Annotated in this window: 20 protein-coding genes; 15 read left to right on the top strand and 5 right to left on the bottom strand. The window is 60.4% G+C overall.

The window, feature by feature from the left end; all coding sequences use genetic code 11:
* The first annotated feature begins 12 nt into the window (after positions 1–12).
* The 10 genes from LRK71_RS10710 to LRK71_RS10755 all read left to right on the top strand — a co-directional run bounded on the left by LRK71_RS10710 (position 13) and on the right by LRK71_RS10755 (position 13,242).
* Entirely contained in the window at positions 13–1,632 is a 1,620-nt protein-coding gene (locus LRK71_RS10710; RefSeq protein ID WP_232403317.1) for a tripartite tricarboxylate transporter permease, read from the top strand.
* A complete protein-coding gene (locus tag LRK71_RS10715; protein ID WP_232403445.1) occupies positions 1,614–2,981 on the top strand; it encodes an aldehyde dehydrogenase family protein in 1,368 nt (455 codons plus the stop codon). Before LRK71_RS10710 ends, LRK71_RS10715 begins: the two co-directional genes overlap by 19 nt.
* A 105-nt stretch (positions 2,982–3,086) precedes the next feature.
* A complete protein-coding gene (locus LRK71_RS10720) occupies positions 3,087–4,325 on the top strand; it encodes a Tm-1-like ATP-binding domain-containing protein (protein ID WP_232403318.1) in 1,239 nt (412 codons plus the stop codon).
* A 442-nt stretch (positions 4,326–4,767) separates the two neighbouring features.
* The gene (locus LRK71_RS10725) at positions 4,768–6,864 is read left to right on the top strand and encodes an FAD-dependent oxidoreductase (protein ID WP_232403319.1); all 2,097 of its coding nucleotides are present in this window, start codon (positions 4,768–4,770) and stop codon (positions 6,862–6,864) included.
* Complete coding sequence (locus LRK71_RS10730; protein ID WP_232403320.1) at positions 6,864–8,039, top strand: acetyl-CoA C-acyltransferase; 1,176 nt, start codon at positions 6,864–6,866, stop codon at positions 8,037–8,039. The genes LRK71_RS10725 and LRK71_RS10730 overlap by 1 nt, the downstream gene beginning before the upstream one ends.
* A 106-nt stretch (positions 8,040–8,145) precedes the next feature.
* Positions 8,146–9,345: an acyl-CoA dehydrogenase family protein gene (locus LRK71_RS10735; RefSeq protein WP_232403321.1), complete on the top strand. Its 1,200-nt coding sequence runs from the start codon at positions 8,146–8,148 to the stop codon at positions 9,343–9,345.
* Positions 9,342–10,484, top strand: coding sequence for an acyl-CoA dehydrogenase family protein (locus tag LRK71_RS10740; protein WP_232403325.1), 1,143 nt, complete (start codon positions 9,342–9,344; stop codon positions 10,482–10,484). Before LRK71_RS10735 ends, LRK71_RS10740 begins: the two co-directional genes overlap by 4 nt.
* Positions 10,465–10,893, top strand: a complete 429-nt coding sequence (locus tag LRK71_RS10745; RefSeq protein WP_232403326.1) for a PaaI family thioesterase — start codon at positions 10,465–10,467, stop codon at positions 10,891–10,893. Before LRK71_RS10740 ends, LRK71_RS10745 begins: the two co-directional genes overlap by 20 nt.
* The gene (locus tag LRK71_RS10750) at positions 10,890–11,672 is read left to right on the top strand and encodes an oxepin-CoA hydrolase, alternative type (RefSeq protein ID WP_232403327.1); all 783 of its coding nucleotides are present in this window, start codon (positions 10,890–10,892) and stop codon (positions 11,670–11,672) included. The genes LRK71_RS10745 and LRK71_RS10750 overlap by 4 nt, the downstream gene beginning before the upstream one ends.
* A 49-nt stretch (positions 11,673–11,721) precedes the next feature.
* Positions 11,722–13,242 (top strand): class I adenylate-forming enzyme family protein, encoded by a 1,521-nt coding sequence (locus tag LRK71_RS10755; RefSeq protein WP_232403328.1) that lies wholly within the window; start codon positions 11,722–11,724, stop codon positions 13,240–13,242.
* 55 nt (positions 13,243–13,297) lie between these two features.
* Here the strand turns inward: LRK71_RS10755 and LRK71_RS10760 are convergent, their stop codons facing one another.
* Positions 13,298–15,160: a methyl-accepting chemotaxis protein gene (locus LRK71_RS10760; RefSeq protein ID WP_232403330.1), complete on the bottom strand. Its 1,863-nt coding sequence runs from the start codon at positions 15,158–15,160 to the stop codon at positions 13,298–13,300.
* A gap of 493 nt (positions 15,161–15,653) precedes the next feature.
* Complete coding sequence (gene rpe, locus LRK71_RS10765) at positions 15,654–16,343, bottom strand: ribulose-phosphate 3-epimerase (protein WP_232403332.1); 690 nt, start codon at positions 16,341–16,343, stop codon at positions 15,654–15,656.
* Between the two features lie 184 nt (positions 16,344–16,527).
* Here rpe and phnC point away from each other — a divergent pair, with 184 nt between their 5' ends.
* The 5 genes from phnC to LRK71_RS10790 all read left to right on the top strand — a co-directional run bounded on the left by phnC (position 16,528) and on the right by LRK71_RS10790 (position 21,346).
* Positions 16,528–17,340 (top strand): phosphonate ABC transporter ATP-binding protein, encoded by an 813-nt coding sequence (gene phnC, locus LRK71_RS10770; protein ID WP_232403334.1) that lies wholly within the window; start codon positions 16,528–16,530, stop codon positions 17,338–17,340.
* Between the two features lie 69 nt (positions 17,341–17,409).
* On the top strand, positions 17,410–18,312 hold the full coding sequence (gene phnD, locus LRK71_RS10775; RefSeq protein WP_232403336.1) for a phosphonate ABC transporter substrate-binding protein: 903 nt from the start codon (positions 17,410–17,412) through the stop codon (positions 18,310–18,312).
* Positions 18,313–18,425: 113 nt separating this feature from the next.
* Positions 18,426–19,295 carry a phosphonate ABC transporter, permease protein PhnE gene (gene phnE, locus LRK71_RS10780; protein ID WP_232403338.1) on the top strand — a complete coding sequence of 290 codons (870 nt, stop codon included), beginning with the start codon at positions 18,426–18,428 and terminating at the stop codon, positions 19,293–19,295.
* Positions 19,292–20,659 carry a phosphonate ABC transporter, permease protein PhnE gene (gene phnE, locus LRK71_RS10785; protein ID WP_232403339.1) on the top strand — a complete coding sequence of 456 codons (1,368 nt, stop codon included), beginning with the start codon at positions 19,292–19,294 and terminating at the stop codon, positions 20,657–20,659. Before phnE (LRK71_RS10780) ends, phnE (LRK71_RS10785) begins: the two co-directional genes overlap by 4 nt.
* Before the next feature lie 72 nt (positions 20,660–20,731).
* The gene (locus tag LRK71_RS10790; RefSeq protein ID WP_232403341.1) at positions 20,732–21,346 is read left to right on the top strand and encodes an LbetaH domain-containing protein; all 615 of its coding nucleotides are present in this window, start codon (positions 20,732–20,734) and stop codon (positions 21,344–21,346) included.
* A 373-nt stretch (positions 21,347–21,719) separates the two neighbouring features.
* Here LRK71_RS10790 and LRK71_RS10795 read toward each other — a convergent pair whose 3' ends face one another.
* From LRK71_RS10795 to LRK71_RS10805, 3 genes are read right to left on the bottom strand one after another with little or no spacing between them, the layout of a single operon-like run.
* The gene (locus LRK71_RS10795; RefSeq protein WP_232403446.1) at positions 21,720–22,199 is read right to left on the bottom strand and encodes a DUF6505 family protein; all 480 of its coding nucleotides are present in this window, start codon (positions 22,197–22,199) and stop codon (positions 21,720–21,722) included.
* Complete coding sequence (locus LRK71_RS10800; RefSeq protein ID WP_232403343.1) at positions 22,199–22,906, bottom strand: biotin/lipoate--protein ligase family protein; 708 nt, start codon at positions 22,904–22,906, stop codon at positions 22,199–22,201. The genes LRK71_RS10795 and LRK71_RS10800 overlap by 1 nt, the downstream gene beginning before the upstream one ends.
* Positions 22,903–23,967 carry an Mrp/NBP35 family ATP-binding protein gene (locus tag LRK71_RS10805; protein ID WP_232403345.1) on the bottom strand — a complete coding sequence of 355 codons (1,065 nt, stop codon included), beginning with the start codon at positions 23,965–23,967 and terminating at the stop codon, positions 22,903–22,905. Before LRK71_RS10805 ends, LRK71_RS10800 begins: the two co-directional genes overlap by 4 nt.
* Between the last annotated feature and the right edge of the window lie 79 nt (positions 23,968–24,046).

The following is a 24,046-nucleotide window of genomic DNA, read 5'->3' on the forward strand; positions in this document are numbered from 1 at the left end:
TCGGGGTGTTCGATGGATCTTTTCCTCTCTGCGATTGACATCCTGATGCGCTGGGACGTGGCGCTGGCGCTGCTTGCCGGATCGGTTGGCGGGGTTTTGATTGGTGCGATCCCCGGCGTTGGCCCAGCTGTGGCGATTGCCATTTTGCTGCCCGCGACCTTTTCGATGGATCCCATCGTTGGGCTAACGGTGCTGTTGGGGATCTATGGCTCGTCGATGTATGGCGGTGCGATCCCGGCGATCTTGATTAATACGCCGGGCACGGCTGTCAATGCGCTGACCACCTATGATGGTTATCCGATGACCGCCCGTGGAGAGCCACGCCGTGCCCTGAGCCTTGCCTATTCAGCCAGCTTTTTTGGCGGAGTTTTCTCTGTCATCTGCCTGATCCTGTTTGCCCCGGTTCTGGCCAAGGTGGCGCCGATGTTTGGCAGCCGTGAAATCTTTCTCGCCGCCCTGTTAGGTCTGCTGCTGGTGGTTGTGGCACATCGTGGCCAGGCGTTGATTGCCGGGGCACTGGCCTGTCTGGGGATCTTTTTGAACTCTGTCGGTATGGAGCCTGTGAAATACACCCAGCGCTATACCTTCGGGCAGGATTTTCTGAGCAGCGGCGTCAATCTGATCGTGGTGGTTCTGGGGCTTTTTGCCCTAAGCCAGGCCTTCGTCTTGCTGATGGATGAAGACGAAAAAGTACATCTGAACAAGCTACGCGGCGGCATGTTCCAAGGGCTGCGCGAACTGGCTCGCCATCCACGTGTCACCGCGGTTTCAGCCAGCTTTGGCGTCTTGATGGGGATGATTCCAGGTGTCGGAGAGTTCACTGCCCAGTTCATGTCCTACACCTACGCGCAGAAAACCTCTAAGCGGCCGCAGGATTTTGGCAATGGTTCTTCCGAGGGGCTGATCGCGGCGGAAACCGCAAATAATGCCGTGCCGGCGGCGGCCATGGTGCCGCTCTTGGCGCTGGGCATTCCGGGCGAGGCGCTGACAGCAATGATGCTAAGCGTCTTTTATGTGCACAATGTGGTGCCGGGGCCGGCGTTGTTTCAGAACGACATGGATTTTGTCGTCGCGCTCTATCTGGCGCTGCTGGTGCTGAATGTTCTGGTGCTCGTCTTTCTGCTTTTTGCGACCCGGTCGCTGGTGCAGGTTGTGAAAATCCCCAATCGGTTCCTTGGGGTGTGCATTCTGACCCTGAGCTTTGTTGGCGTCTATTCGCTGCGCAATTCAGCCACGGATTGCCTGATTGCGGCGGGGTTCGGCATCTTTGGCTTCATCCTAAAACGGCTGTCGCTGCCGGCGGTTCCAATCATTCTGGGGATGGTGCTGGGCGGCATCATGGAGGTCAAGCTGCGGGCTGGTATGGCTCGGGTCAAAGAGCCGCTTGATTTCATCAATCGACCGATATCATTCATTCTTTTCATCATCATCATCTTGGTTCTTGCAAGCCACCTGCTGCGCGTCTGGCGGGATCGCAAGGAGCTAAAGGAGGCCGAATGGCAGACCAAAACCGCATCAACCAGCTTCGGGCAGCTGATGTCGCGCCGCAAAAACTCTTTCTTGAAGGATCGTGGCAAAGAGGTTCGGGCACGCCACTCGAAGTTACTTCGCCGATTGAGGGGGCTGTTCTAACCACGCTGGAAGGTGCCTCTGCGGCTGATGTCGAAAAGGCGGTCGCCTCGGCGCGCCGTGCCTATGATGATCGCCGTTGGGCGGGGCAGTCCCCCGCCGCACGCAAGAAGGTTCTGTACCGTATCGCAGAGCGTATCGAAGCCGACGCGGTTGAACTGGCCGTCCTGGGGGTGCGTGACAATGGCACCGAATTCAACATGGCCCTGAAGGCAGAACCAGGATCCGCCGCCGGGACCTTTCGCTATTATGCCGAGGCTCTGGACAAGATTGCGGGCGAAGTGGCCCCGACGACATCGGATGTTCTGGGGCTGGTACACCGGGTGCCGGTTGGCGTGGTGGGGGCGATTGTGCCCTGGAACTTTCCCCTGATGATCGGTGCCTGGAAGCTGGCGCCAGCCCTGGCTATGGGCAATTCGGTGGTGCTGAAACCGGCCGAGACAGCTTCGCTGACCTTGTTGCGACTGGCTGAGATCTGTGTCGAGTGCGGCTTGCCGGATGGGGTGTTCAATGTGGTCACCGGCAGCGGCGCAGAGACGGGCGCGGCGCTGGCAGGGTCGATGGGGGTTGATGTCCTGGCCTTTACCGGTTCGGGCGGGACGGGGCGCAAGCTGCTGGAGGCCTCGGCGCGCTCGAATCTGAAACGCTGTTATCTGGAGCTGGGGGGCAAATCCCCCAATATCGTTTTTGCCGATGCACCGGATCTGGCCAAGGCGGCCAAAGTTTCGGCCATGGGGATTTTTCGCAATTCCGGCCAGGTCTGCGTCGCCGGGGCGCGGCTCTTGGTGGAGGCCTCGGTACATGATGAGTTTGTTGCGCGGCTGACGGCTGAGGCAGAGGCGCTGCGGGTGGGGGATCCGCTGGATCTCGGCACGCAGATCGGCGCAGTGAATTCTGAAGAGCAGCTGCGGCGCAACCTGTCTTTTATGGATATGGCCCGTGCAGAAGGGGGGCGGGTGATCACCGGTGGCGCGCGGATCCTGGCTGAAACGGGCGGCAGCTATATGGCGCCAACAGTTGTAACGGGCGTCGCACGCGATCACGCCCTGTTCCAGCGCGAGGTCTTTGGTCCGGTCCTGTCAGTGAGCGCCTTTGACAGCGAGGCAGAGGCCTTGAGCCTGGCCAATGCCACCGACTTTGGTCTGGCGGCGGGGGTTTGGACGGCGGATCTGTCGCGGGCCCATCGCATGGTCGCGGGCATCCGGGCTGGCGTGGTGCATGTGAATACCTATGGCGGTGCGGATAATACCGTACCGCTGGGCGGGGTTGGCCAATCGGGCAATGGGCATGACAAATCCCTGCATGCCCTGGACAAATACCTGGATCTCAAAACCGCCTGGATCCAGTTGTAAGGGATGCTGTGAACAGGTTTTGCAGTGCAAAACCTGTGGCCTCCGGCGGAGGTATTTGGAGCAAGATGAAATGGGCGGCGCCAGGGGCTGCTGGGGGAGTGAGCGATGAAGGTTGAAAAGACCATATTGGTGGTCGGCACCTATGATACCAAAGAGGATGAGCTGTGGTATTTGGCAGAGATCATTCGTGGCCAGGGGGGGGGCGTTTTGTCGATGGATGTGAGCGTGCTGGGAGATCCGCTGCGCCCGGTGGATGTGAGTAAGCACGAGGTGGCCCGTGCCGGAGGCGGTAGCATCAAGGCGGCGATTGCGAGTGGCGATGAGAATATCGCGATGCAGATCATGGGGGCGGGAGCAGCTGCTGAGGCGCGTCAGTTGCATCTGGCTGGGCGCATTGATGGGGTGGTGGTCTTGGGGGGCACCATGGGCACCGATCTGGCGCTGGATCTCTGCGCGGCGCTGCCAGTTGGGGTGCCAAAATATGTGGTTTCTACTGTTGCCTTTTCGCCCTTGATGCCGCCGGATCGGATCCCGGCGGATGTGCAGATGATTCTTTGGGCTGGCGGGCTGTATGGGTTGAATTCGATTTGCAAGGCGGCACTGAGCCAAGCCGCCGGGGCGGTCTTGGGGGCGGCGCGTGCGGTTGAGGCGCCACGGCGGCAGCGCCCACTGATTGGGATGACCTCTTTTGGCAAGACCGTGCTGCGGTATATGGTGCAGCTGAAGCCCGCGCTGGAGGCCCGGGGGTTTGAGGTTGCAGTGTTTCATGCCACCGGCATGGGGGGGCGCGCCTTTGAGAGCCTCGCAGGCGAGGGCGCCTTTGCTGCGGTGTTGGATTTCGCACCGCAGGAGGTTTCAAATCATTTGTTTGGTGGGCTGTCGGCGGGGGCGGATCGCATGACCAATGCGGGCCGGGTCGGCACGCCGCAGTTGGTGGCTCCGGGGTGTTATGATCTGGTGGATTTTGTTGGCTGGCAGGGGGTGCCAACCGCACTGGAGGGCCGCCCGACCCATGCCCATAACCGGTTGTTGTCTTCCGCAATACTGGATGGGCAGGAGCGCCGGGCGGTGGCGCGGTCGATCTGTGATAAGTTGTCAGGGGCGAGGGCACCAGTGGCGCTGTTTCTGCCTGAACGGGGCTGCAACGAGTGGGATCGCCCCGGAGGAGACCTGCAGGATGCGGCGGGGCTCGCGGCGTTTTGCGCAGAGATTCGCGCTGTCTGCCCTGATAGTGTCGATCTGTACCCACTGGACTGTCACATCAATGACGCGGCGTTTTGTGACAAAGTGTTGGAGGTTTTTGACGCCTGGGTGACAAGTGGGGTCATCAAGGCGGGGCTATAGGTGCAGCTGGTCGGCGGGGGCTGGGATCTCGCGCCGACGCTTGACTGGACTGGCCAGGTTGGACTGGCCGGGTTGGGCCGCGGAGATATCTGAAGGGGAGGGCATCTGCAGAGGCAGGTGCCCTTTTTCCTTGATCTGTGGCTGTCGGTTGATGCCGCTGTTTGGGGCAGGAATTCCGCTAGGTCGTCTGGATTGTTTATGGCTTGATCCTAAGAAGGCTCTTGCCTAAGGTGAGGTGAATTTTGTGGAATAGATTTCCGCAATGTGGAATTTTCGAAAGCCTATCATTGCCCTTGGTTGATGTGCCGGGGGTGACGTGAGGTTCTGCATTGGCGCTTTGCGCTGGGACTTTGCGCTGAGACATGGCTTATGCTGAGATTGACGAAATACAGGGGCTAACCGGGCGGTTGCGCTGGGGCCCAACGGGAGAGAAGGAATTCGAATGACAGATGCCATCGGTTATGAACGCGTCGGAGAGATTGCCGTTTTGAAAGCACAGAACCCACCGGTGAATGCGCTGGGTTTTGATATTCGCGAAGGCCTGCTGGCCGGGATCGAGCGGGCAGAAGAAGAGGGCGCCAAGGCGGTTTTGATCTATGGTGAGGGCCGCACCTATTTTGCCGGCGCCGATATTCGTGAATTTGGCGCGCCACCGCGGGGGATCTTTTTGCCCGATCTGTGCAACCGCATCGAGGCCTCGCCCTTGATGGTAGTCTCGGCGCTGCATGGCACTGCCCTGGGGGGCGGGCTAGAGGTGGCGCTGTCGTCGCATTATCGTGTTGCTGTTCCATCGGCGAAAATGGGGCTGCCCGAAGTGCATCTGGGTATTCTGCCAGGCGCGGGTGGTACGCAGCGTTTGCCCCGTGTGGCGGGGACCGAAGCCGCGCTGGAGATGATTACATCCGGGCGCCAGGTGGGGGCCAAAGAGGCGCTTGCCATGGGGATCATTGACAAGATTTCCGAGGGAGAGCCGCGGGAGGTTGGCCTGGCCTATGCGCAGGAACTGCTGGATCAGAGCGCGCCGCGACGCGCGGTAGGCGAATTGCCCGCACCGCAGGCCATTGATTTTGATGCGGTCTATGAGGCAACGCTGAAAAAGGGTCGGGGCCAGTTGTCGCCTGCGATCTGCGTGCGTGCCGTGCAGGCAGCGGCAGAGTCCAGCTCTCTGCAAGAGGGGCTGAAGCGCGAGCGTGAATTGTTTATGCAGCTGATGAATTCAGACCAGCGCGAGGGGCTGATCCATGCCTTCTTTTCAGAGCGCGCGGTTAGCAAACTGCCCGAGCTGAAAGGCGTCGACCCGCGTGATCTGGCCGCCATCGGCGTGATTGGCGGCGGCACCATGGGGGCAGGCATCGCCACTGCTGCGCTGTTGGCTGGCCTGACTGTCGTGATGCTGGAGATGACCGCCGAGGCGGCCGAGGCCGCCAAGGGGCGCATCAGCGGCAACCTGCAGGGGGCACTGAAGCGCGGCAAAATCTCTGAGGCGCAGTTCACCCAGTTGACCGAAGAGGCGTTGACCCTGGCCACCGACTATAGTGCGCTGAGCGAGGTTGATCTGGTGATCGAGGCGGTCTTTGAAGAGATGAGCGTCAAAAAGCAGGTCTTCACCAAGCTGGATGAGGTCTGCAAGAAGGGCGCGATCTTGGCGTCCAACACATCTTATCTGGATGTGAATGAAATCGCCGCCTGCACTTCGCGTCCCGAAGATGTGATTGGGCTGCATTTCTTTTCGCCAGCGCATGTGATGAAGCTGCTGGAAATCGTGGTTGCGGATAAGACCGCGCTGGACGTGGTCGCCACGGGCTTTGCCCTGGGGCAGCGGATGAAAAAGATCTCGGTACGGGCCGGCGTCTGCGATGGCTTTATCGGCAACCGGATCCTGGCCACCTATCGCAAGGCGGCGGATCATATGGTGCTGGATGGGGCCTCTCCCTATCAGATCGACAAGGCGCTGACCGATTTTGGTTTTGCCATGGGGCCCTTTGCGGTGGCCGATCTGGCGGGGCTGGATATCGGCTGGGCGGTGCGCAAACGCAAACGGGCCGAGGGCATGGATCCACGCGACCGCGACAGCAATTATATGGATAAGGTCTGCGAGGCCGGACACTTTGGTCAGAAGACTGGCAAAGGCTACTATGTCTATGAGGCTGGCAAACGCGGTGGCACGCCAAATCCTGAAATCACCGACCTGATTGCGGCGGAACGCGCCGAAAAAGGCATCACCCCGCGCGCCTTTAGCGACGAGGAAATCGTCACCCGCTATATGGCGGCCATGGTGAATGAGGCAGCCAAGGTGCTGGGCGAAGGCATCGCGCGCCGTCCGCTGGATGTCGATATGACATTGCTGTTTGGCTATGGGTTCCCGCGCTATCGCGGCGGGCCGCTGAAATGGGCCGACATGCAGGGGCTGGATAAGATCCTTGCCACAATCACCGAAGGCGCCAAGGTGGATCCCTACTTCTGGGAGCCCGCACCATTGTTGGAAAAACTGGTGGCCGAAGGCCGCAAATTTGACGATCTCAACAAGGAAAACAGCTAATGAAACAAGTCGTTATTGTCTCTGCCGCCCGCACCGGGCTGGCCAAATCCTTTCGCGGGTCGTTCAACATGACCCATGGGGCCACCATGGGCGGCGCTGCGGTCGAAGCAGCCGTTGCCCGTGCCGGTATCGAGGGGGCCGAGATCGAAGACTGCATCATCGGCTGTGGCACGCCCGAAGCCGAAACTGGCGCTAATATCGCGCGCCAGATTGCGCTGCGCGCCGGGCTGCCGGTGACCACTTCAGGGATGACGGTGAACCGGTTTTGCTCTTCCGGGTTGCAATCCATTGCTCTGGCGGCGCAGCAGATCATCTGCGAAGGGGCCGGCCCCATGGTTGCAGGTGGCGTCGAGAGCATCTCTATGGTGCAGCCCAAAGCGCGATCAGCGCATGAAAGCTGGCTGCTCGAGCATAAGCCAGAGGTCTATATGACCATGATCGAAACCGCCGATATCGTGGCGCAGCGCTACGGTATCAGTCGCGAAGATCAGGATGCCTATGGCTTGCGCAGCCAGCAGCGGATTGCTGCGGCGCAATCGGCGGGGCTGTTTGCCGATGAAATCATTCCAGTGACCACCACCATGGCGGTCAAGGACAAGGAAACCGGCGAGATCTCGATGAAAGAGGCGCTGGTGGACCGGGATGAATGCAACCGTCCCGGCACCACGCTGGACGGGCTGTCTGGTCTGGCACCTGTGCGGGGCGATGGCAATTTTGTCACGGCTGGCAATGCCAGCCAGCTGTCCGACGGTGCCGCTGCGGTGGTGTTGATGGATTCCAAAGAGGCAGAGCAGCGCGGGATTGAAGCCATGGGCGCCTTCAAGGGCTTTGCGGTTGCCGGTTGTGAACCCGACGAAATGGGCATCGGCCCGGTCTTTGCCGTGCCCCGCCTGCTGGAACGCCACGGGCTGACCGTGGATGACATCGACATCTGGGAGCTCAACGAGGCCTTTGCCAGCCAGGCGTTGTATTGCCGCAACCGTCTTGGGATCGATGATGCCAAATGCAACGTCAACGGCGGCTCTATCGCGATTGGTCACCCATTTGGCATGACGGGTGCGCGCATGACGGGGCATATCCTGCGTGAAGGCAGACGTCGCGGCGCCAAGCTTGGCGTTGTGACCATGTGCATCGGTGGTGGCATGGGGGCTGCTGGCCTGTTCGAGATCTACTGATCTCGCTCATCATTCAACAAAATGCGCCCAAACGTCGCCGTGAAGAGACGTCTGGGCGCCCCTCTGGAGCGATATCTGGGGGTGGCTTTCTGGGAGGAAGCACCAAATGGATCTGAATTATTCTGCCGAAGAGCAGGCGTTTCGCAGCGAAGTGCAGGATTTCCTGGCACAAAAGCTGCCAGCAGAGATGGCCGATGCCGTGCGCAACGGCAAAGAACTGGGCAAAGAGGGGCATGATAAATGGCATGCGATCCTCAACGATCAGGGCTGGTTGGCCCCCAACTGGCCAAAGGAATTTGGCGGTTGCGAATGGAACGCTGTCCAGCGCCATATCTTTGAGGAAGAGTGCTGCCGAGCCAATGCACCACGCATTGTGCCTTTCGGTCTGTCGATGCTGGCGCCTGTGTTGCAGAAATTCGGTTCCAAGGCGCAGCAGGACCACTACCTGCCGCGCATCCTGTCGGGTGAAGACTGGTGGTGCCAGGGCTATTCTGAACCAGGCGCAGGCTCTGACCTGGCCAGCCTGAAGACACGCGCGGTGCGCAACGGTGACCACTATGTGGTCAATGGTCAGAAAACCTGGACCACCCTGGGGCAATACGCCAACTGGATCTTCTGTCTGGTGCGGACCGATCCCGATGCGAAACAGCAATCCGGCATTTCCTTTCTGCTGATTGATATGGATACCCCCGGCATCGAAGTGCGCCCGATCATCCTGCTGGACGGCACCCATGAGGTGAACGAAGTCTGGTTCACGGATGTCAAAGTGCCGGTTGAAAATCTGGTGGGCGAGGAAAACAAAGGCTGGACCTACGCCAAGTATCTGCTGACCCATGAACGCACCAATATTGCCGGTGTTGGCTTTAGCCGCGCAGGCCTTGAGGCGGTGAAACGCATGGCGCGCAGCCAGATGCACCGGGGTCGCCCCCTGATCGAAAATGCGCATTTTGCCGCCCGTGTGGCGCGGGCCGAGATCGACCTGATGGCCATGTCCACCACCAACTTGCGGATTATCTCGCGGGCTGCTGCCGGACAGGCCCCAGGCGTCGAGAGCTCAATGCTCAAGGTAAAGGGGACAGAAATTCGTCAGGAAATCAACGACTTGGCTCGCCGCGCCGCCAGCGCCTATGCACTGCCCTTCGTTTCCGAAGCCCTGGAAGGCGGTAATGAGCCTGCGATGGGCCCAGAGGGGAGCGCCGCCGCCGCACCGCAGTATTTCAACAATCGTAAACTCTCTATCTTTGGGGGCTCTAACGAGATCCAGAAAAACATCATCGCCAAAGTCAAACTGGGAGGCGGGGCATGAACTTCGATCTGACAGAAGAACGCCAGATGCTGCAGGATACGCTGCGCCGTTTTCTGCGTGACAACCAAGAAGCGCTGCGCGCCAGCACCCGTCTGGGCGAGAGTGACAACAAGCTGGGCTTTGACGCCGAAATCTGGGCCAAACTGGCCGAACTGGGCGTCATTGGCGCGCTGTTCAGCGAGGACGACGGCGGTTTTGGCGGCGCGGGCTTTGATCTGAGCACCGTATTCGAAGAGCTGGGACGTGCAGGCGTGGTTGAACCACTGCTGGATAGTGCTGTTCTTGGCGGTGGCCTGATTGCCGCTCTGGGCAATGAAACACAAAAAGAGCTGGTTGAGGCGGTGATTGGCGGCACGGTGCATCTGGCCCTGGCCCATGGGGAACCCAACAGCCGCTATGACCTGTCCCATGTGGAAACCACCGCACGCGCGGCGGGCGATAATATCGTTCTCAGCGGGCGCAAAGCCGTCGTGGTCAATGGCGAAGCGGCAGATTATCTGCTGATCTCGGCCCGCGAAAGTGGCGCATCTGACGCGCAGGATGGCATTTCTCTGTTCCTGGTGCCGCGCGATACGGCGGGTCTGTCGCTGCGGGGGTATCCGCTGTTGGCCGGGGGCCGCGCTGCTGAGATGGACCTTGACGATCTGCACCTGCCGGCCTCTGCCCGCCTGGGCGCGGCTGGCGCGGCCTATCCGGCGCTGCACCGCGCCATGATGCGTGCCGAGGTTGCGCTGGCAGCGGAAACGCTTGGTGCGATGGAAACCGCGACCGAGCTGACCCGCGAATACCTGTTGACACGGCAACAGTTTGGCCGCCCGATTGGCAGCTTTCAGGCGCTGCAACACCGCATGGCCACCCTGCTGATCGAGCTGGAACAGGCGCGTTCGGCGGTGATCAATGCCGCTGGTCATCTGGACACCGGCCCAGAGGAACAGGCGCTGCAGATTGCCGCTGCCCGCAACCTGATTGGCCGCGCCGGGCGCCTGGTGGCAGAAGAAAGCATCCAGCTGCATGGTGGTATTGCCATGACCGAAGAGTATGAGCTGGCCCATATCGCCAAGCGTATCGTGATGGCGGATCACCGCTTTGGCGATACCGATACCCAGCTGGAGCGGTTCCTTGACCTTAGCGCCGCCTGATCAGGCCCCGGATCCTTTCTTTGAGATCGAAGATCCGGGCGTTCAGCAACTGGTGGGGTATAAAACCACCATTGATCGGCGCGATGGCAGCTGTCTTGTCACACTGGATCTGGAACCGCCGCACCTGAATCGCCATGGCATCCTGCATGGCGGTATTGTGGCGACGGTTCTGGATGTGGTCTGCGGCAATACCGCCTCGCAGTTCTTTGATCGGAAAAACCACGCGCCGCTGGTGACAGTCTCGTTGACGCTGTCCTATGTGGCAGCGGCAAGGGCGGGCCGGGTCAGCGCCACTGCACGGGTGACGGGGGGCGGGGCCTCTATCGCGCATGTCTTTGGCGAATTGGTGGATGCAGAGGGCCAGCTCTTGGCTACGGCCACCGGTGTATTCAAGAGGATCAAGAGATGAGCCCCTTGGCCCGGCTTGAGGATCAGGGCGACCGCGCGGTTGTCGTCAATATGAACGCTGCCCGCCGTGGGGCGCTGTCGCCGGATCTGTATGAAGCCATTGCGGCGGCGATTGATCTGGCCAAAGAGCCGCGTATCCGCGCCATTCTGCTGACCTGCGAGGGGGGCTTTTTCTGCGCAGGCGGTGATCTCAATGTCTTGATCGAACGGCGTGGGCTGAGCGAAGCAGAACGCCGCGATAAAGTGGATCAGCTGCATGGGCTGATCCGCGGATTGCGCGCAGCCCCGGTGCCAGTGATCGCAGCGGTGGAGGGCGGCGCTGCTGGGGCGGGTGTCTCCTTGGCCCTGGCTGCGGATTTGATCGTCGCGGCTGAGGGCGCAAAGTTCACCGCGGCCTATGTCAAGGCCGGGCTGGTGCCGGATGGCGGTTTGACCTCTGCCCTGGCGCGCAGCTTACCGCGCCCGCTGGCCATGGAAATGTGCCTTTTGGCGCGCCCGGTTATGGCGCAGCAGATGGCGGATCTGGGTGCGGTGAATCTGGTGGTGCCAGAGGGGGCTGTGCTTGCAGCGGCCCATGGTCTGGCCGATCAGCTGGCCGAGGGACCGCCAGCTGCGCAACGGGCCATTCGGCATCTGGTGTCTGACGCCTATGAGGCAAGCGAGGCGGCGCAACTGGATGCAGAGCGAAACGCCATGGCCCATGCCGCCGGTGCGGCAGAGGCGGGCGAGGGTATCGCAGCCTTTCTGGAAAAACGAAAACCTCGCTTCCCGTCAGAATAATGGCGCGAAACAGGGATCTATAAATCAAAACCGATGGGGAGAAGCGGTGATGAAGCGATGGCACGATCTTTTGGCGGCGCAGGCGGCAACCCGCCCCGAAGCTGCGGCTTTTTCTGACAGTCTGGGCCTCAGCTGGAGTTATGGCGAACTGGCCGCCGCCGTGGCTGAGCTTGGCGATCTATTCAAGGGGGCTGGGGTTGTCCCCGGTGACCGGGTGATGGTGCTGTCGGAAAATTGCTGCGCCACCGTGGCGGCTTTGATGGCGACCTCGCAGTGCGGCGCGGTTGCGGTTCCGGTCAATGCCCGGATGAGCGCGGGCGAGGTGGACAGGATTATCGACCACGCCCGTCCGGCGCTGGTGCTGATTACCACGCAAATCGAAGGCGCAGCCCAGGGCCATGCTGACCGTCTGCAGGCGGTGCCGATTTCCGGGGGCTTTGGTGCGCTGCATATGGCGGATCTCACGGCCAAGAGACCGGCCGATGCGCAGGCCGCTGACGATGGTGTTGCCCCGGAAGAGGTTGCAGTTCTGCTCTATACCACTGGCACAACCGGCGCACCCAAGGGGGTGATGCTGACCCATGGCAACCTGCTGTTTGGTGGCCGGACTTCGGTTGAACTGCGCGATATGGTGCCGGGGGATGTAATCTATGGCGTCTTGCCGATGACCCATGTCTTTGGGCTGGCCTCGGTGATGACCGCCGCGCTCTACTCTGGGGCAGAGGTCTGGCTTGAGGCCCGGTTTTCTGCGGCGAAGCTCTATGCGGCGCTGCGTCGTGGGGTGACGCGGCTGGCTGCGGTGCCGCAGATGCACGCACTGGTGATGCAATTCGCCAAGGAGCAGGGGTTGGAGCGCCTTGATAGCCCGGTGTTGCAATATGTCTCTTCCGGGGCGGCGCCACTGGACCCGGACTGGAAGCGTCGGGCCGAGAGTTTTTACGGTGTTGCGCTGCAGAATGGCTATGGCATGACCGAGGCCACTGCCGGTGTCTGTGCGACCAAGAATAGCGTCTTGGGGGATCCCGATATCTCTGTTGGGCCACCGTTGCCCGGGGTCGAGGTGCGGATCAACGAAGAGGTGCCGGGCGGCGGCGATGGCATCGGCGAGGTGCAGATGCGCGGTGCCAATGTCATGCTGGGCTATTATCGCAACGTTGAGGAAACCGCGCGGGTGCTGGATGCCGATGGCTGGCTGAGTAGTGGCGATCTGGGGCGGCTGGATGAAAAAGGCTTTCTGCATATCGAGGGGCGCTGCAAAGAGCTGATCATCCACGGTGGCTTTAATGTCTTCCCGCCAGAGGTCGAGGCGGCGCTGAATGCCCATCCACAGGTGGTGCAGTCTGCGGTGGTGGGGCGCCCTACCAAAAGCGACGAAGAGGTTCTGGCCTTTGTGCAGATCAGTCCGGATGATCGTCCGGAGGTGGCGGATCTGATGCAATTCGTGCGTGCCCAGCTGGCGGGGTATAAATGCCCGGCCCAGATCGTGCTGAGCGAGAGCCTACCAGCGGCACCGACCGGGAAAATCCTGAAACATAAGCTTCTGGCCGAGTTTGCCGCTGACCTGAAGTAAGCTCATCCAGTCGTCTTTGGGGCGCGCTTGAGGATCGTTTGATCTGCTGCGCGCCCTAAAAATCCTGCCACTTGCCGTTGTCAGTGTTGTTCGCAACAACCCGGAGCGGCTGGGCGGGTTTCTGCGCCGCCGGGTCAGGTTGCGGCGCGGCCTTATCGCCCCAATCAAGGTAGTCATAGGCAACGCGGTCTTGCACTGTCTCTGACGGGGTGTGCTGCGGTTTGGGTTTTGGGGCCCCGCCCTGGATCTGGAAACCAGACACCACCTTGGTAAGCTTCTCGGCATCCGCCTTGAGCAGATAACCTGCGGCTGTCGACTCTTCTACCATGGCGGCATTCTGCTGGGTAACCTGATCCAGTTGGGTCACGCCGACGTTGATTTCGGCGAGGCCGGTTGATTGCTCGACAGCGCCTTTGGTAATATCAGAGACCAGTTCGGAAATCTGGTTCACCCGTCCGACAATGGCAGAAAGCGCATGGCCAGCCTTGCCCACCAGATCGACCCCGCGCCCGACCTGTTCGGCACTGGCGTCAATCAGCTCCTTGATTTCCATCGCCGCCCCTGAGGACCGACCGGCCAGCGCCCGCACTTCGGCGGCAACCACGGCAAAGCCTTTGCCCGCTTCGCCCGCGCGGGCGGCTTCGACCCCAGCGTTCAGGGCTAGCAGATTGGTCTGGAATGCGATGTCGTCGATAACGGTGATGATCTGGCCGATATGCTTTGAGGATACTGAAATCTCGGTCATGGCGGAAACGGCGTTTTCAACCACCCGGCTGCTGCTCTTGGCCTCTTGCTTGGCCTCTTCCATGGTGGCCTCGACGCTGCGGGCGCCGTCTGCGGCCGCCTTGACCGAGGCGGTCATCTGATCCAGCGCGGCGGCGGTCTGCTCCAGGGTTGCCGCTTGGCTTTCGGTTCGATGTGACAGATCATCGGAGGCCTGGCTAATCTCGATGGCGCCATTGCGAATAGAGCCGGAGGCTTCAATCACCTGGGATACCGTGCCGGAGAGCGTATCTATGGTCTGATTGTAGTTTTGGCGCAGTTTTTCATGCGCGCCAGAAAATTCCGCGGTGATTGGCCTTGAGAAATCCCCCTGCGACAGCCTGACCAGACCAGAGCTGAGGTGCTGCACCACATCATGCTGTTCCTGTTGGAGCGCCGCCCGGCGCTCTTCCCCACTGCGGGCCCGTTTCAGATCGTCCTGCAACCCAACGAGCGCCTTGCCGATCCTGCCAATTTCATCCCCGCGCCCGGCCGTGCTGATCTCGCTGTCCAGATCGCCATTCGAAACGGCGGCAATGTCGCGGCAGACACGATTGATCGGGCGGGTTACCGAACGGGCGACCAGGAGACAGGCGACAAGCAGCAGAACGGTGACCAAAGCCATAGCCATGAGGATCTTGCCCGACAGGCTCTGGGTGCCAGCCAAAATAGTATCGACATTGCGGCGCACTTCGATCACGCCACGCAGATCCCCCAGCTGCCAATCGGTCTTGGGTGAGCCAGCATGGCTATTGTGGCAGGCAACGCAGGCCTCTGCGCTCATCTGATCGGCGACTGCCACGCGCAGTGTGGTGCTGCCATCAATGACTTCGGTCCGTTGAAAGGGCGTTTCTGGGTTTTTGGACAGGGCTTCCCAGGCGTCTTGCATAAAGGTGTCTGTTGGCCGGTCAGCCCGGTTGTCAAAGGGGTAGGGGCTATAGAGAGAGATATTGGTTTGTTCAGGGGACAGCAAGGCGCTGAGATCATGCACCATGGTCGCAGGCAGGGGAATGACTGCGGGATCGGTTTCATGATCGTGGCCGGCTGACAAACTCTCTACGGTGTTAACATCGCCAATCACATATTTAGTGTAGTAGCCGCGGATGGTTTTAATCTGGTTGGCGGTCTGGGTGGCTGCCTCGGTTGCCGATGTCATGGCGGAGTCGCGCAGCGCCGCTGGCAGGGTCAGCCCGGCGAGCAAAAGTGCGAAACATAGGCACAGCGGGACTGGCAGAGCCAATTTGAAAACAAGAGAATTTCTATTCACCTAAGACAAACCTTTTCTGCTCTAAGGCGTTGCACAGGGCAAACTGCCAGCAGCAGATCCTGTTCGGATGGAGCACGATCTGCCTTGCCAAGATTACGGGTTAATCTGCAGTGATTCGGTTAATTTTCTGCAATCAGGCCTTCCTGGCAGCGCTTTTCCAAGCGCAGATGCGCAGCAGATAGGGCTACATCTCTGGCTGGTTGCGCCGCAAGGGGTGTGGTCAACCTAAAAACTCACAAAAAAGAGCGGATCCAGGGATCCGCTCTGCTGTGTCGAAGGTGTTCGCCAGAGGTTACTGTCTTGTGAGAGGTCGACCGCTGGCGATGGTTGTCGGATCCAAATGGGCGACAGGGGTTGAGGCGGGGACGGTCGTAAGGGGTGCTTAGACCCAATGCCCTTCGGCTGCGGCACGGATAAGGCGCATGTTTTCACCGTAAACCTCAGGGGCGGTAACCGATCCGCCTTTGAAGACGGCAGAGCCTGCGACCAGTACATCTGCGCCGGCTTCGACCACAAGAGGCGCGGTTTTGGGATCAACCCCGCCGTCGATTTCGATATGTACCGGGCGGTCGCCAATCATCTGTCGCAACTGGCGCACCTTGGTGGTCATGTCGATGAATTTCTGCCCGCCAAATCCTGGGTTTACCGTCATCACACAGATCAGGTCGGTCAGGTCCAGCAGATGCGCCACGGCCTCGGCTGGGGTGCCGGGGTTCAGGGCGACACCGGCCTTCATGCCAGCGGCACGGATGGCCTGCAGGGTGCGGTGGATATGCGGCCCTGCCTCGATATGGGCGGTCAGCACATCGGCCCCGGCATCGGCATAGGCGTCGATATAGGCATCCACCGGTGAAATCATCAGGTGTACATCCATCACGGTTTTGACATGCGGGCGAAAGGCTTTGACCGCCTGCGGGCCAAAGGTGAGGTTGGGCACAAAGTGGCCATCCATCACATCGACATGCACCCAGTCGGCCCCCTGCGCCTCAATGGCCTGGATCTCTTGTCCAAAGTTGGCGAAATCGGCGGATAGGATAGAGGGGGCAATCTTGATCTTGCGGTCAAAGGACATCGGGCAGTTTCCTTTTGGAAGGGCAAAAGAGGAGTCTTCAGCCGCCATATAGCGCCTTGCCGAGGTGCTGCACAGGGGCAGTTTGTCCCGCCAAGGGGGGTGCAGTTTACAAAAGCTTCACGGCCTTGACACAAATCGGTTGTTTGCCCGGCTTAGGCAGTGCCTCAAACGAGAGGAATAAACTGTGCTGCGTATCGACAAATTGACCAAACGTTTTGGGGACAAGGTTGCGGTGGATACCGCCACGCTGGATATCGACCAGCCCTGCATGATCGGGATCATCGGACGTTCGGGGGCGGGGAAGTCTACATTGCTGCGGATGGTAAACCGTCTTGCCGATGCCAGCGCCGGGCGCATCCTGTTTGAGGGGCGCGATATCACTGCGCTGCGCGGCCGGGACAAGCGTGCATGGCAGTCGGACTGCGCGATGATCTTTCAGCAGTTCAATCTGGTGCCGCGTATGGATGTGGTCTCCAATGTATTGCATGGCACGCTGAACCGACGCTCAACCTTTGCCACCATGTTTAACCTGTTTCCGATGGAAGACATCCACCGGGCGATTGATATTCTGGATCGTCTTGGCATCGCAGAACATGCCGCCAAACGCGCCGAGGCCCTGTCGGGTGGGCAGCAGCAGCGCGTCGCCATTGCGCGCGCCCTGATGCAGGATCCCAAGATCATTCTGGCGGATGAACCGATTGCCTCGTTGGACCCGATGAATGCCCAGACCGTGATGGAGGCATTGCGCCGCATCCACGAAGAGGACGGCCGCACCGTCATTGCCAACCTGCACACGCTGGATACCGCGCGGCGCTATTGCGACCGGGTTGTTGGCATGCGCGACGGGCGCATCGTCTTTGATGGGTTGCCCGAACAGCTGACTACCGGTGTTGCCCGCGAAATTTACGGTGCCGATGCCAGCTTTTCGGAGGCCGCGACCTCGACCGAGATCGAAACCCTGGATGCCACCATCCGGGCAGAGATGGCGCAAGCCTGATACCTAATAACCCCAAATTTCATCACCCGCACCCGATGGGGGGACGGGCATACTTAACCGGAGAAAAAGATGAAAAAACTGCTGCTGGCCGCATTGGCCTCGACTGCCCTGACAACACCCGTCATGGCCGAAGAAATCACCCAGTTCCGCATCGGTCTGTTGGGCGGCGAGAACGCCCAGGACCGTCTGAACAATAACGAATGCCTGCGCGAAATGACCGAAGAGCTGTTGGGTGTTGAAACCAAGCTATTCGCCCCGGCCGATTATAACGGCGTGATCCAGGGCTTGCTGGGCGGCACGCTCGATATGGCCTGGCTGGGGGCTTCAGGCTATGCCAAAACCTATCTGTCCGACCCGGAAGCGGTGGAACCGATCCTGGTCAAGGTCAACAGTGACGGCGGCTATGGCTACTATTCGGTTGGCTTTGCCCGTGCCGACAGTGGCATCACCTCGCTGGAAGACATGCAGGGTAAGGTCTTTGGCTTTGGCGACCCCAACTCGACCTCCGGTTTCCTGATCCCTTCAATCGAGATCCCCGAAATCACCGGTTCCACTATGACCTCGGGCGATTACTTTGGCGAAGTCAAGTTTTCTGGCGGCCATGAGCAAACCATCGTTGGCGTCAACAATGGCGATTTTGATGGCGGTGTGACCTGGGCAGATGGTCTGGGCAACTGGGAAGACGGTTACAACTCTGGTGCGCTGCGCCGGGCTGTGGATGCCGGCCTTGTCGACATGAACGACCTGGTGCAGATCTGGCAGTCAAAGCCGATCCCCGAAGGCCCCATCGTGTTGCGCAAGGATCTGCCCGAAGATGTGAAGGTCAAGTTCACTGCTCTGATGGCCTCGCTGCCCTCGATGGATCCTGAATGCGCCTATGGTGTTCTGTCCGGCGAAGCCAAGGGCGTAATGCCAATCACCCATGACGCCTATCAGGCGATCATCGAAGCACGCCAGTTGAAGTCTAACTAAGACGCCTCACTGGCATGGGTTTGGGGTTCGGGCAGCTTTGTCCGAACCCCGTTTTTCAGTGAAGACGTGGCCCAATGCGGCTGCGCGCACGCCTCTCAATCAGGATGGCAAGGATGGCAGATCTAACCGCAGGGCCGATGACAACCGCAGAAATTCGGGCCGAGTACGATACAATGACCCGGCGCAAGCGTCTCTATGGCGGTATCATGTTGGTTCTGTTTGTCGCCATGATGATGGCAGGCTTTCGCACCGCAGATGGCCGCAACGCCGGGTCGTTTCGCGATGGTATTACCCATGTGTTTGATTACCCGGCCGAGGTTCTAAGCGAGGCGGGCGAAAAGCTGGCATTGCTGCCGGGCCATCTCGTCACCTTTTTTCCTGCCCTGATCGAGACGCTGAACATTGCTGCCGCCTCGACCCTGGTAGGGCTGGTCTTTGGCACACTGCTGTCCCTGTTGTCGACGCGCGGTATGGCGCGCTGGCCCGCATTTATTCCGCTGTTTCGCCGGATCATGGACATCTGCCGCGCCATTCCCGAAATCGTCATTGCGCTGGTGCTGATCTTTCTCTTGGGTGGTGGCCCGGTGCCCGCGATGATTGCCATTGCGATCCATACCGCCGGCGCGCTGGGCAAACTGTTTTCCGAAGTGAATGAAAATGCCTCGCTCAAACCGGTTGAGGGTCTGGAATCCGCCGGTGCCAGCTGGGGCCAGCGTATGTGGCTGGGGGTGATCCCGCAGGTGGGGCCAAACTATGTGAGCTATGCGCTCTTGCGGTTTGAAATCAACATTCGCGCCTCTGCAATCCTTGGTTTTGTTGGGGCGGGCGGCATCGGCTATGAGCTGAAGAACGCCATGTCCTGGGGCCAGGGGCGCTATGACGAAGCCGCCGCCATTTTCCTTTTGCTGTTTATCACCATCACGCTGGTTGATCAGATCTCCAGTGGGATGCGCGACCGCCTGATCCATGGAGCCAAGGCATGACCTATCTTGACGCTGAATTCTGCCCTGTCGCCGCCAAACGGGATATGGATCACCTGTTCTGGAAGAAAAAGTTGTGGAGCTTTGCCCTGCCGGCCCTGGTGCTGGTCTATCTGGCCTATGTCTTTGTTGCCTTTGACATGGCCGGGCTGTGGCAGCGGGTCAGCCTGCAAAACGCCCAGACCCTGGTGAGTGATACCTACAGCTACAAAACCCATGTAACGCGGGACAATCGCAACGGAGAAGTTTCGGTCGCCATCGAAGGAGAGCGTAAGGGGGCCTACCCAAAAGGCGAGAGCCCGGCCTGGGTGACATTGGGGGCAACCTCGGTGATTGATCTGGAGCAGGGTCATGAGGTGCGCTTTGGTCCCGAAAGCATTGAATACGCTATCCCAGGGTATGGGCTTGTGCGCGCCACCCCCAGCCGCAGCAAGGGGGTGCAGGCCGAATTGCCCCCCGGTGAGGTGCCTGACTGGATCAGCGTTTCCAAGAACCGGCTTGCAGTCAAAACGGATGCTGGCCGCCTGACGGTTACCCGCAATCGGTCCGAAGTGTTCCGCTATTTCACTGGCTGGGAGCTGTTCTTCTTCACTCTGGACAGCCCCTATCACGGGCTTGGGCTTGTGGAGCTGGCACAGCGCGCCGCCACGGGCGAAGCCGGGGCGATCTTCAACGATTTCTGGACCAACAAGATGTGGCGGCATCAGGATGTGGCCTGGGCCATCGTTGAAACGCTGTTGATGGCCTTTCTGGGCACCATTGGTGCTGGCATCATTGCCCTGCCTCTGGCCTTTCTGGCTGCCCGAAACTTTGCGCCGCTTGGTGCCCTGCGGTTTGCCATGCGCCGGGTGTTTGATTTCCTGCGCGGGGTGGATTCATTGATCTGGACTGTTGTGCTGGCGCGGGCCTTTGGGCCGGGGCCTCTGACCGGGGCCTTGGCCATTCTGGTCACTGATACCGGCACTTTTGGCAAAATCTTCTCGGAAGCGCTGGAAAATGTCGATGACAAGCAGATCGAAGGCATCACCTCGACCGGGGCCAAACCGGCGCAGCGCTATCGCTTTGGGGTGATCCCGCAGATTACCCCAGTGCTGCTCAGCCAGCTGTTGTATTTCCTGGAATCCAACACACGCTCGGCCACCATTATTGGGGCGATCACGGGGGGCGGCATTGGTCTGCTGCTGACCCAGGCAATTATTACCCAAAAAGACTGGGAAGAAGTCGCCTATTACATCGTGCTGATCATTCTGATGGTGATGATGATGGATTGGCTGTCGGGCTGGCTGCGCCGCCGCCTGATCAAGGGCGAGGGCGGCAAGGCCAAGCGTCGCGGATCTGCGGCTGGCAAACCCTTCGTGCTGCCGTGACCATCTGCCCGTTCTGATTTGCCACGCCCCAGTCAAATCTGGACTGACTGGGGCTGATTATGGGAGCCCCCAATGGCACGATTATCCGCCGATCATCCTTTCCTGCACCCCGATTGCCAGATCAGTGACAGCAGCTTTGGCACCTATGTCGAGATTGGTGCTGGCAGCCGGATCTCAAATAGCACTATTGGCGATTACTCCTATTGCGATCGCGGCTGCGACATCGCCAATGCCACAGTGGGCAGGTTCGCCAATATCGCCAGCGCCACGCGTATCGGGGCCACGGATCACCCGATGGAGAAGGCCTCGCTGCATCATTTTCATTATCGCTCGGCGCTGTACTGGGACGATGTGGCGGATGATGCGGATTGGTTTGCCCACCGGGCGACACGGCGGGCCTATATTGGCCATGACACCTGGATAGGACATGGCGCGCTGATCAAGCCAGAGGTGCGTATCGGACATGGCGCCGTTGTGGCCTCGGGTAGCGTGGTGACCAAGGATGTGGCCCCCTATACCATTGTTGGTGGCAATACCGCCCGTCTGATCCGCCGCCGCTATCCCGCCAAAGTCGCAGAGCGCATGATAGAGCTGGCTTGGTGGGACTGGACCCATGCAGAACTGCGCACCGCATTGCCAGATTTTCGCACTATGACCGCAGAGGCCTTTTTGGAAAAATACGCCTGACCGCCCTCCTCGGCAGCAGGACTTGCCCAAGATCTCTCAGAGAGGCCAGCGGCCGCCACAGCAAAAGGCGGAGCTCCCGCGCCCGCAGGCTCAACAGGCTTAGCCAGTTGAGCCCTGGCGGCCTTGGGCCCGGCACCGCTGCGCGGTGCATCAAGAGAAAAACCTGCTGAGAAGCCCCTGAAGGGCTGGCTTGCCCTTCAAGGGGTATAAGTTGGCGGAGACACCTCAAGGGTAAACCCTGCCTGCGGCAGGGCCGCTCTGCAGCCCTTGACCTGTCTCTGCCTGGAAGGGGCGCCGCGTCAGCGGCGCCGGGCCCAACGGGAGAAGATGCCGCAGGCATCTTTCGACGGGCGGGAGAGCCACGTTGGGGCGTTTAGCTATCTGGAGTGACGTGAATGGCGAACTGTTCCAGATCCGCCGACTGCGGGGCAATGCTGCGGTAGCTTTCATGCACCCCGGCATCGCGCAATTCGCGGGCCACCGTTAGCAGGGTATTGGCCTCGTGTTCGGCGCAGATCTCCTGCATCTGGCGCAGCTCTTCCTGCGCGACGGGGTGGGCGGTTGCCTGATCGGGGGCGCCATAGTGGCTGACAAAATGCTGCGCCAGCTGATTGATGAGCTCTTCCAGCTCACCCTCCTCAATTTTGGTCACCGCGACAAAGGTGACCCGCCCGGCAGTCTCTAGCCCCAGCCAGCCATTGGCAAAGGCCTGGCGTTGCTTGCCGGTAAGATCGCCCTCGACCCAGTTGGAAAACTCAAAACCGCCCGAAATGCACCATTCACCGGTGCGGGCGGGGTTGGCAAAGATGTTTTGGTCGCTCTCGTCAAAGTGGATGGCACGGGCCAGTTGCATCATGGGGTCTCCAGTCGTGTGGTCAAGGGGATCAGCCGGGTGCCGCTGGCATCTCGCAACAGCATGCCAAAATCTTCATCGACCCCCAGAAAGGTGCCGGTGTTACCGTACCAGTCCCTCTCTTCGCCCAGACCATGGGCCAGGCCGCGCCATTCGGCATGCAGCGGCTCGGTGCCGTCCTGTTCCCAGCGGGTAATCCAGTGCAGCGCGTGACGCGCCCAGCTTTCCAGCAGGGCAGGGGCGGTCACATCAGCGCAGCCTTCGGCGTAAAGCGCGGTCTGGTCTGGGGTGTCGCCGCCGTCCTGATCGGCTGGCCAAAGCGGCAGCTGCAGCGCCAGCACCAGCCAGTCGGGCACCTGATCCGGATCGTCGGTGCTGGCAGCCACGCGCAGGTTGCCGCAGCGCCCGCCATTGATCCGCAGCCCGCCGCCCCATTCCAGGTGGACCGCCACCTCTGGCGGGGCCAGGGCCCCTAGGGCATTTTGCAGACCGATGCCACAGGTGGGCAACATGGCCATGGCCTTTTGCAGCGGCACCTCTGGCGCAAAAACGATGGCGGCGCGCAGCTGATCTGCACCTAGGTTATAGACAATCAAACCGGCATCGCAGCCCAGCACCGCCCGCTGGCAGGCGGTCTCGAAAGGATCCTCTTGTCCGGTCACGGCAAGGCCAGACATCAGGGGCGGGAAGGTGGGGGCTGCGTTCATGCAGCGCCCCGTTCAACCAGCGCCTTTGCTACATCGAGAAAGGCCTGCGCCTGGGCACTGTCGGGTTTGGCAGCCACAATCGGCGCGCCACTGTCTGCCGCCAGGCGCACATCCAGATGCAGCGGGATTTCTGCCAGCAAGGGCACGTTCAGCTTGGCCGCTTCGGCCGCAACACCGCCATGACCAAAGACATGTTCTTCATGGCCGCAGTTGGAGCAGATATGGGTCGACATGTTTTCGATCATGCCCAGGATCGGCACGTTTAGTTTGTTGAACATATCGATGCCTTTGCGGGCATCAATCAGCGCCACGTCCTGCGGGGTGGAGACGATCACGGCACCATCCACCTGCGCCTTTTGGGCCAGCGTCATCTGCACGTCACCGGTGCCGGGCGGCAGATCCACGATCAGTACATCGAGGGCGCCCCATTGTACCTGCATCAGCATCTGCTGCAGTGCCCCCATAAGCATTGGCCCGCGCCAGACCACGGCCTGATCATCATTTGTCATCAGGCCAATCGACATCATGGTGACGCCGTGATTGCGCAGCGGCAGGATGGTCTTGCCGTCGGGGCTGGCGGGGCGTCCGGAAACCCCCAGCATCCGGGGCTGCGAAGGGCCATAGACATCGGCGTCCAGCAGGCCGACACGCCGCCCCTGGGCCGCCAGCGCACAGGCGAGGTTGGCGGAAACGGTGGATTTCCCCACACCGCCCTTCCCCGAGGCAATCGCAATAATGCGATCAACGCCGGGGATTTTTTGCGGCCCCTGTGGCGTGGCTGGCTTGGAAGCTTTCAGATCCGGCGGCGCCTTGGTGGAATGCCCGGTCAGCATCACCGAGACCTTGTCGACGCCCTGCAGGTCCTTGATCACAGCCTCTGCCTGATCCCGGATGGGCGTGTAGGTTTCTGATTTTGCAGGGTCGATTTCCAACACAAAGAGCACAGAGCCTGGTTCAACCGTGAGGCCACGCACCAGGCCTGCGGCGACAATGTCCTGGCCGCTGATGGGGTCGGAAATGCTTTTGAGGGCCGCGAGGACGGTTTCTCGGGTAATGGACACGCGGGACTTGCTCCTTTGATGTGGCCCGACGGGCGGGCGCTGTCTGTCTGATGGCAAAGAGAAAAAGGGCCAATTGGCA

This window comes from Pseudophaeobacter flagellatus (genome assembly GCF_021228235.1).
In the GTDB taxonomy this organism is placed as follows: Bacteria; Pseudomonadota; Alphaproteobacteria; order Rhodobacterales; family Rhodobacteraceae; genus Pseudophaeobacter; species Pseudophaeobacter flagellatus.

Excerpts from the sequence above, each read along its gene's own strand:
- LRK71_RS10710 (WP_232403317.1), top strand. The coding sequence starts at position 13 with ATGGATCTTTTCCTCTCTGCGATTGACATCCTGATGCGCTGGGACGTG.
- LRK71_RS10720 (WP_232403318.1), top strand. The coding sequence starts at position 3,087 with ATGAAGGTTGAAAAGACCATATTGGTGGTCGGCACCTATGATACCAAA.
- LRK71_RS10725 (WP_232403319.1), top strand. The coding sequence starts at position 4,768 with ATGACAGATGCCATCGGTTATGAACGCGTCGGAGAGATTGCCGTTTTG.
- LRK71_RS10730 (WP_232403320.1), top strand. The coding sequence starts at position 6,864 with ATGAAACAAGTCGTTATTGTCTCTGCCGCCCGCACCGGGCTGGCCAAA.
- LRK71_RS10735 (WP_232403321.1), top strand. The coding sequence starts at position 8,146 with ATGGATCTGAATTATTCTGCCGAAGAGCAGGCGTTTCGCAGCGAAGTG.
- LRK71_RS10740 (WP_232403325.1), top strand. The coding sequence starts at position 9,342 with ATGAACTTCGATCTGACAGAAGAACGCCAGATGCTGCAGGATACGCTG.
- LRK71_RS10750 (WP_232403327.1), top strand. The coding sequence starts at position 10,890 with ATGAGCCCCTTGGCCCGGCTTGAGGATCAGGGCGACCGCGCGGTTGTC.
- LRK71_RS10755 (WP_232403328.1), top strand. The coding sequence starts at position 11,722 with ATGAAGCGATGGCACGATCTTTTGGCGGCGCAGGCGGCAACCCGCCCC.
- LRK71_RS10760 (WP_232403330.1), bottom strand. The coding sequence starts at position 15,160 with ATGACATCGGCAACCGAGGCAGCCACCCAGACCGCCAACCAGATTAAA.
- rpe (WP_232403332.1), bottom strand. The coding sequence starts at position 16,343 with ATGTCCTTTGACCGCAAGATCAAGATTGCCCCCTCTATCCTATCCGCC.
- phnD (WP_232403336.1), top strand. The coding sequence starts at position 17,410 with ATGAAAAAACTGCTGCTGGCCGCATTGGCCTCGACTGCCCTGACAACA.
- phnE (WP_232403338.1), top strand. The coding sequence starts at position 18,426 with ATGGCAGATCTAACCGCAGGGCCGATGACAACCGCAGAAATTCGGGCC.
- phnE (WP_232403339.1), top strand. The coding sequence starts at position 19,292 with ATGACCTATCTTGACGCTGAATTCTGCCCTGTCGCCGCCAAACGGGAT.
- LRK71_RS10790 (WP_232403341.1), top strand. The coding sequence starts at position 20,732 with ATGGCACGATTATCCGCCGATCATCCTTTCCTGCACCCCGATTGCCAG.
- LRK71_RS10795 (WP_232403446.1), bottom strand. The coding sequence starts at position 22,199 with ATGCAACTGGCCCGTGCCATCCACTTTGACGAGAGCGACCAAAACATC.
- LRK71_RS10800 (WP_232403343.1), bottom strand. The coding sequence starts at position 22,906 with ATGAACGCAGCCCCCACCTTCCCGCCCCTGATGTCTGGCCTTGCCGTG.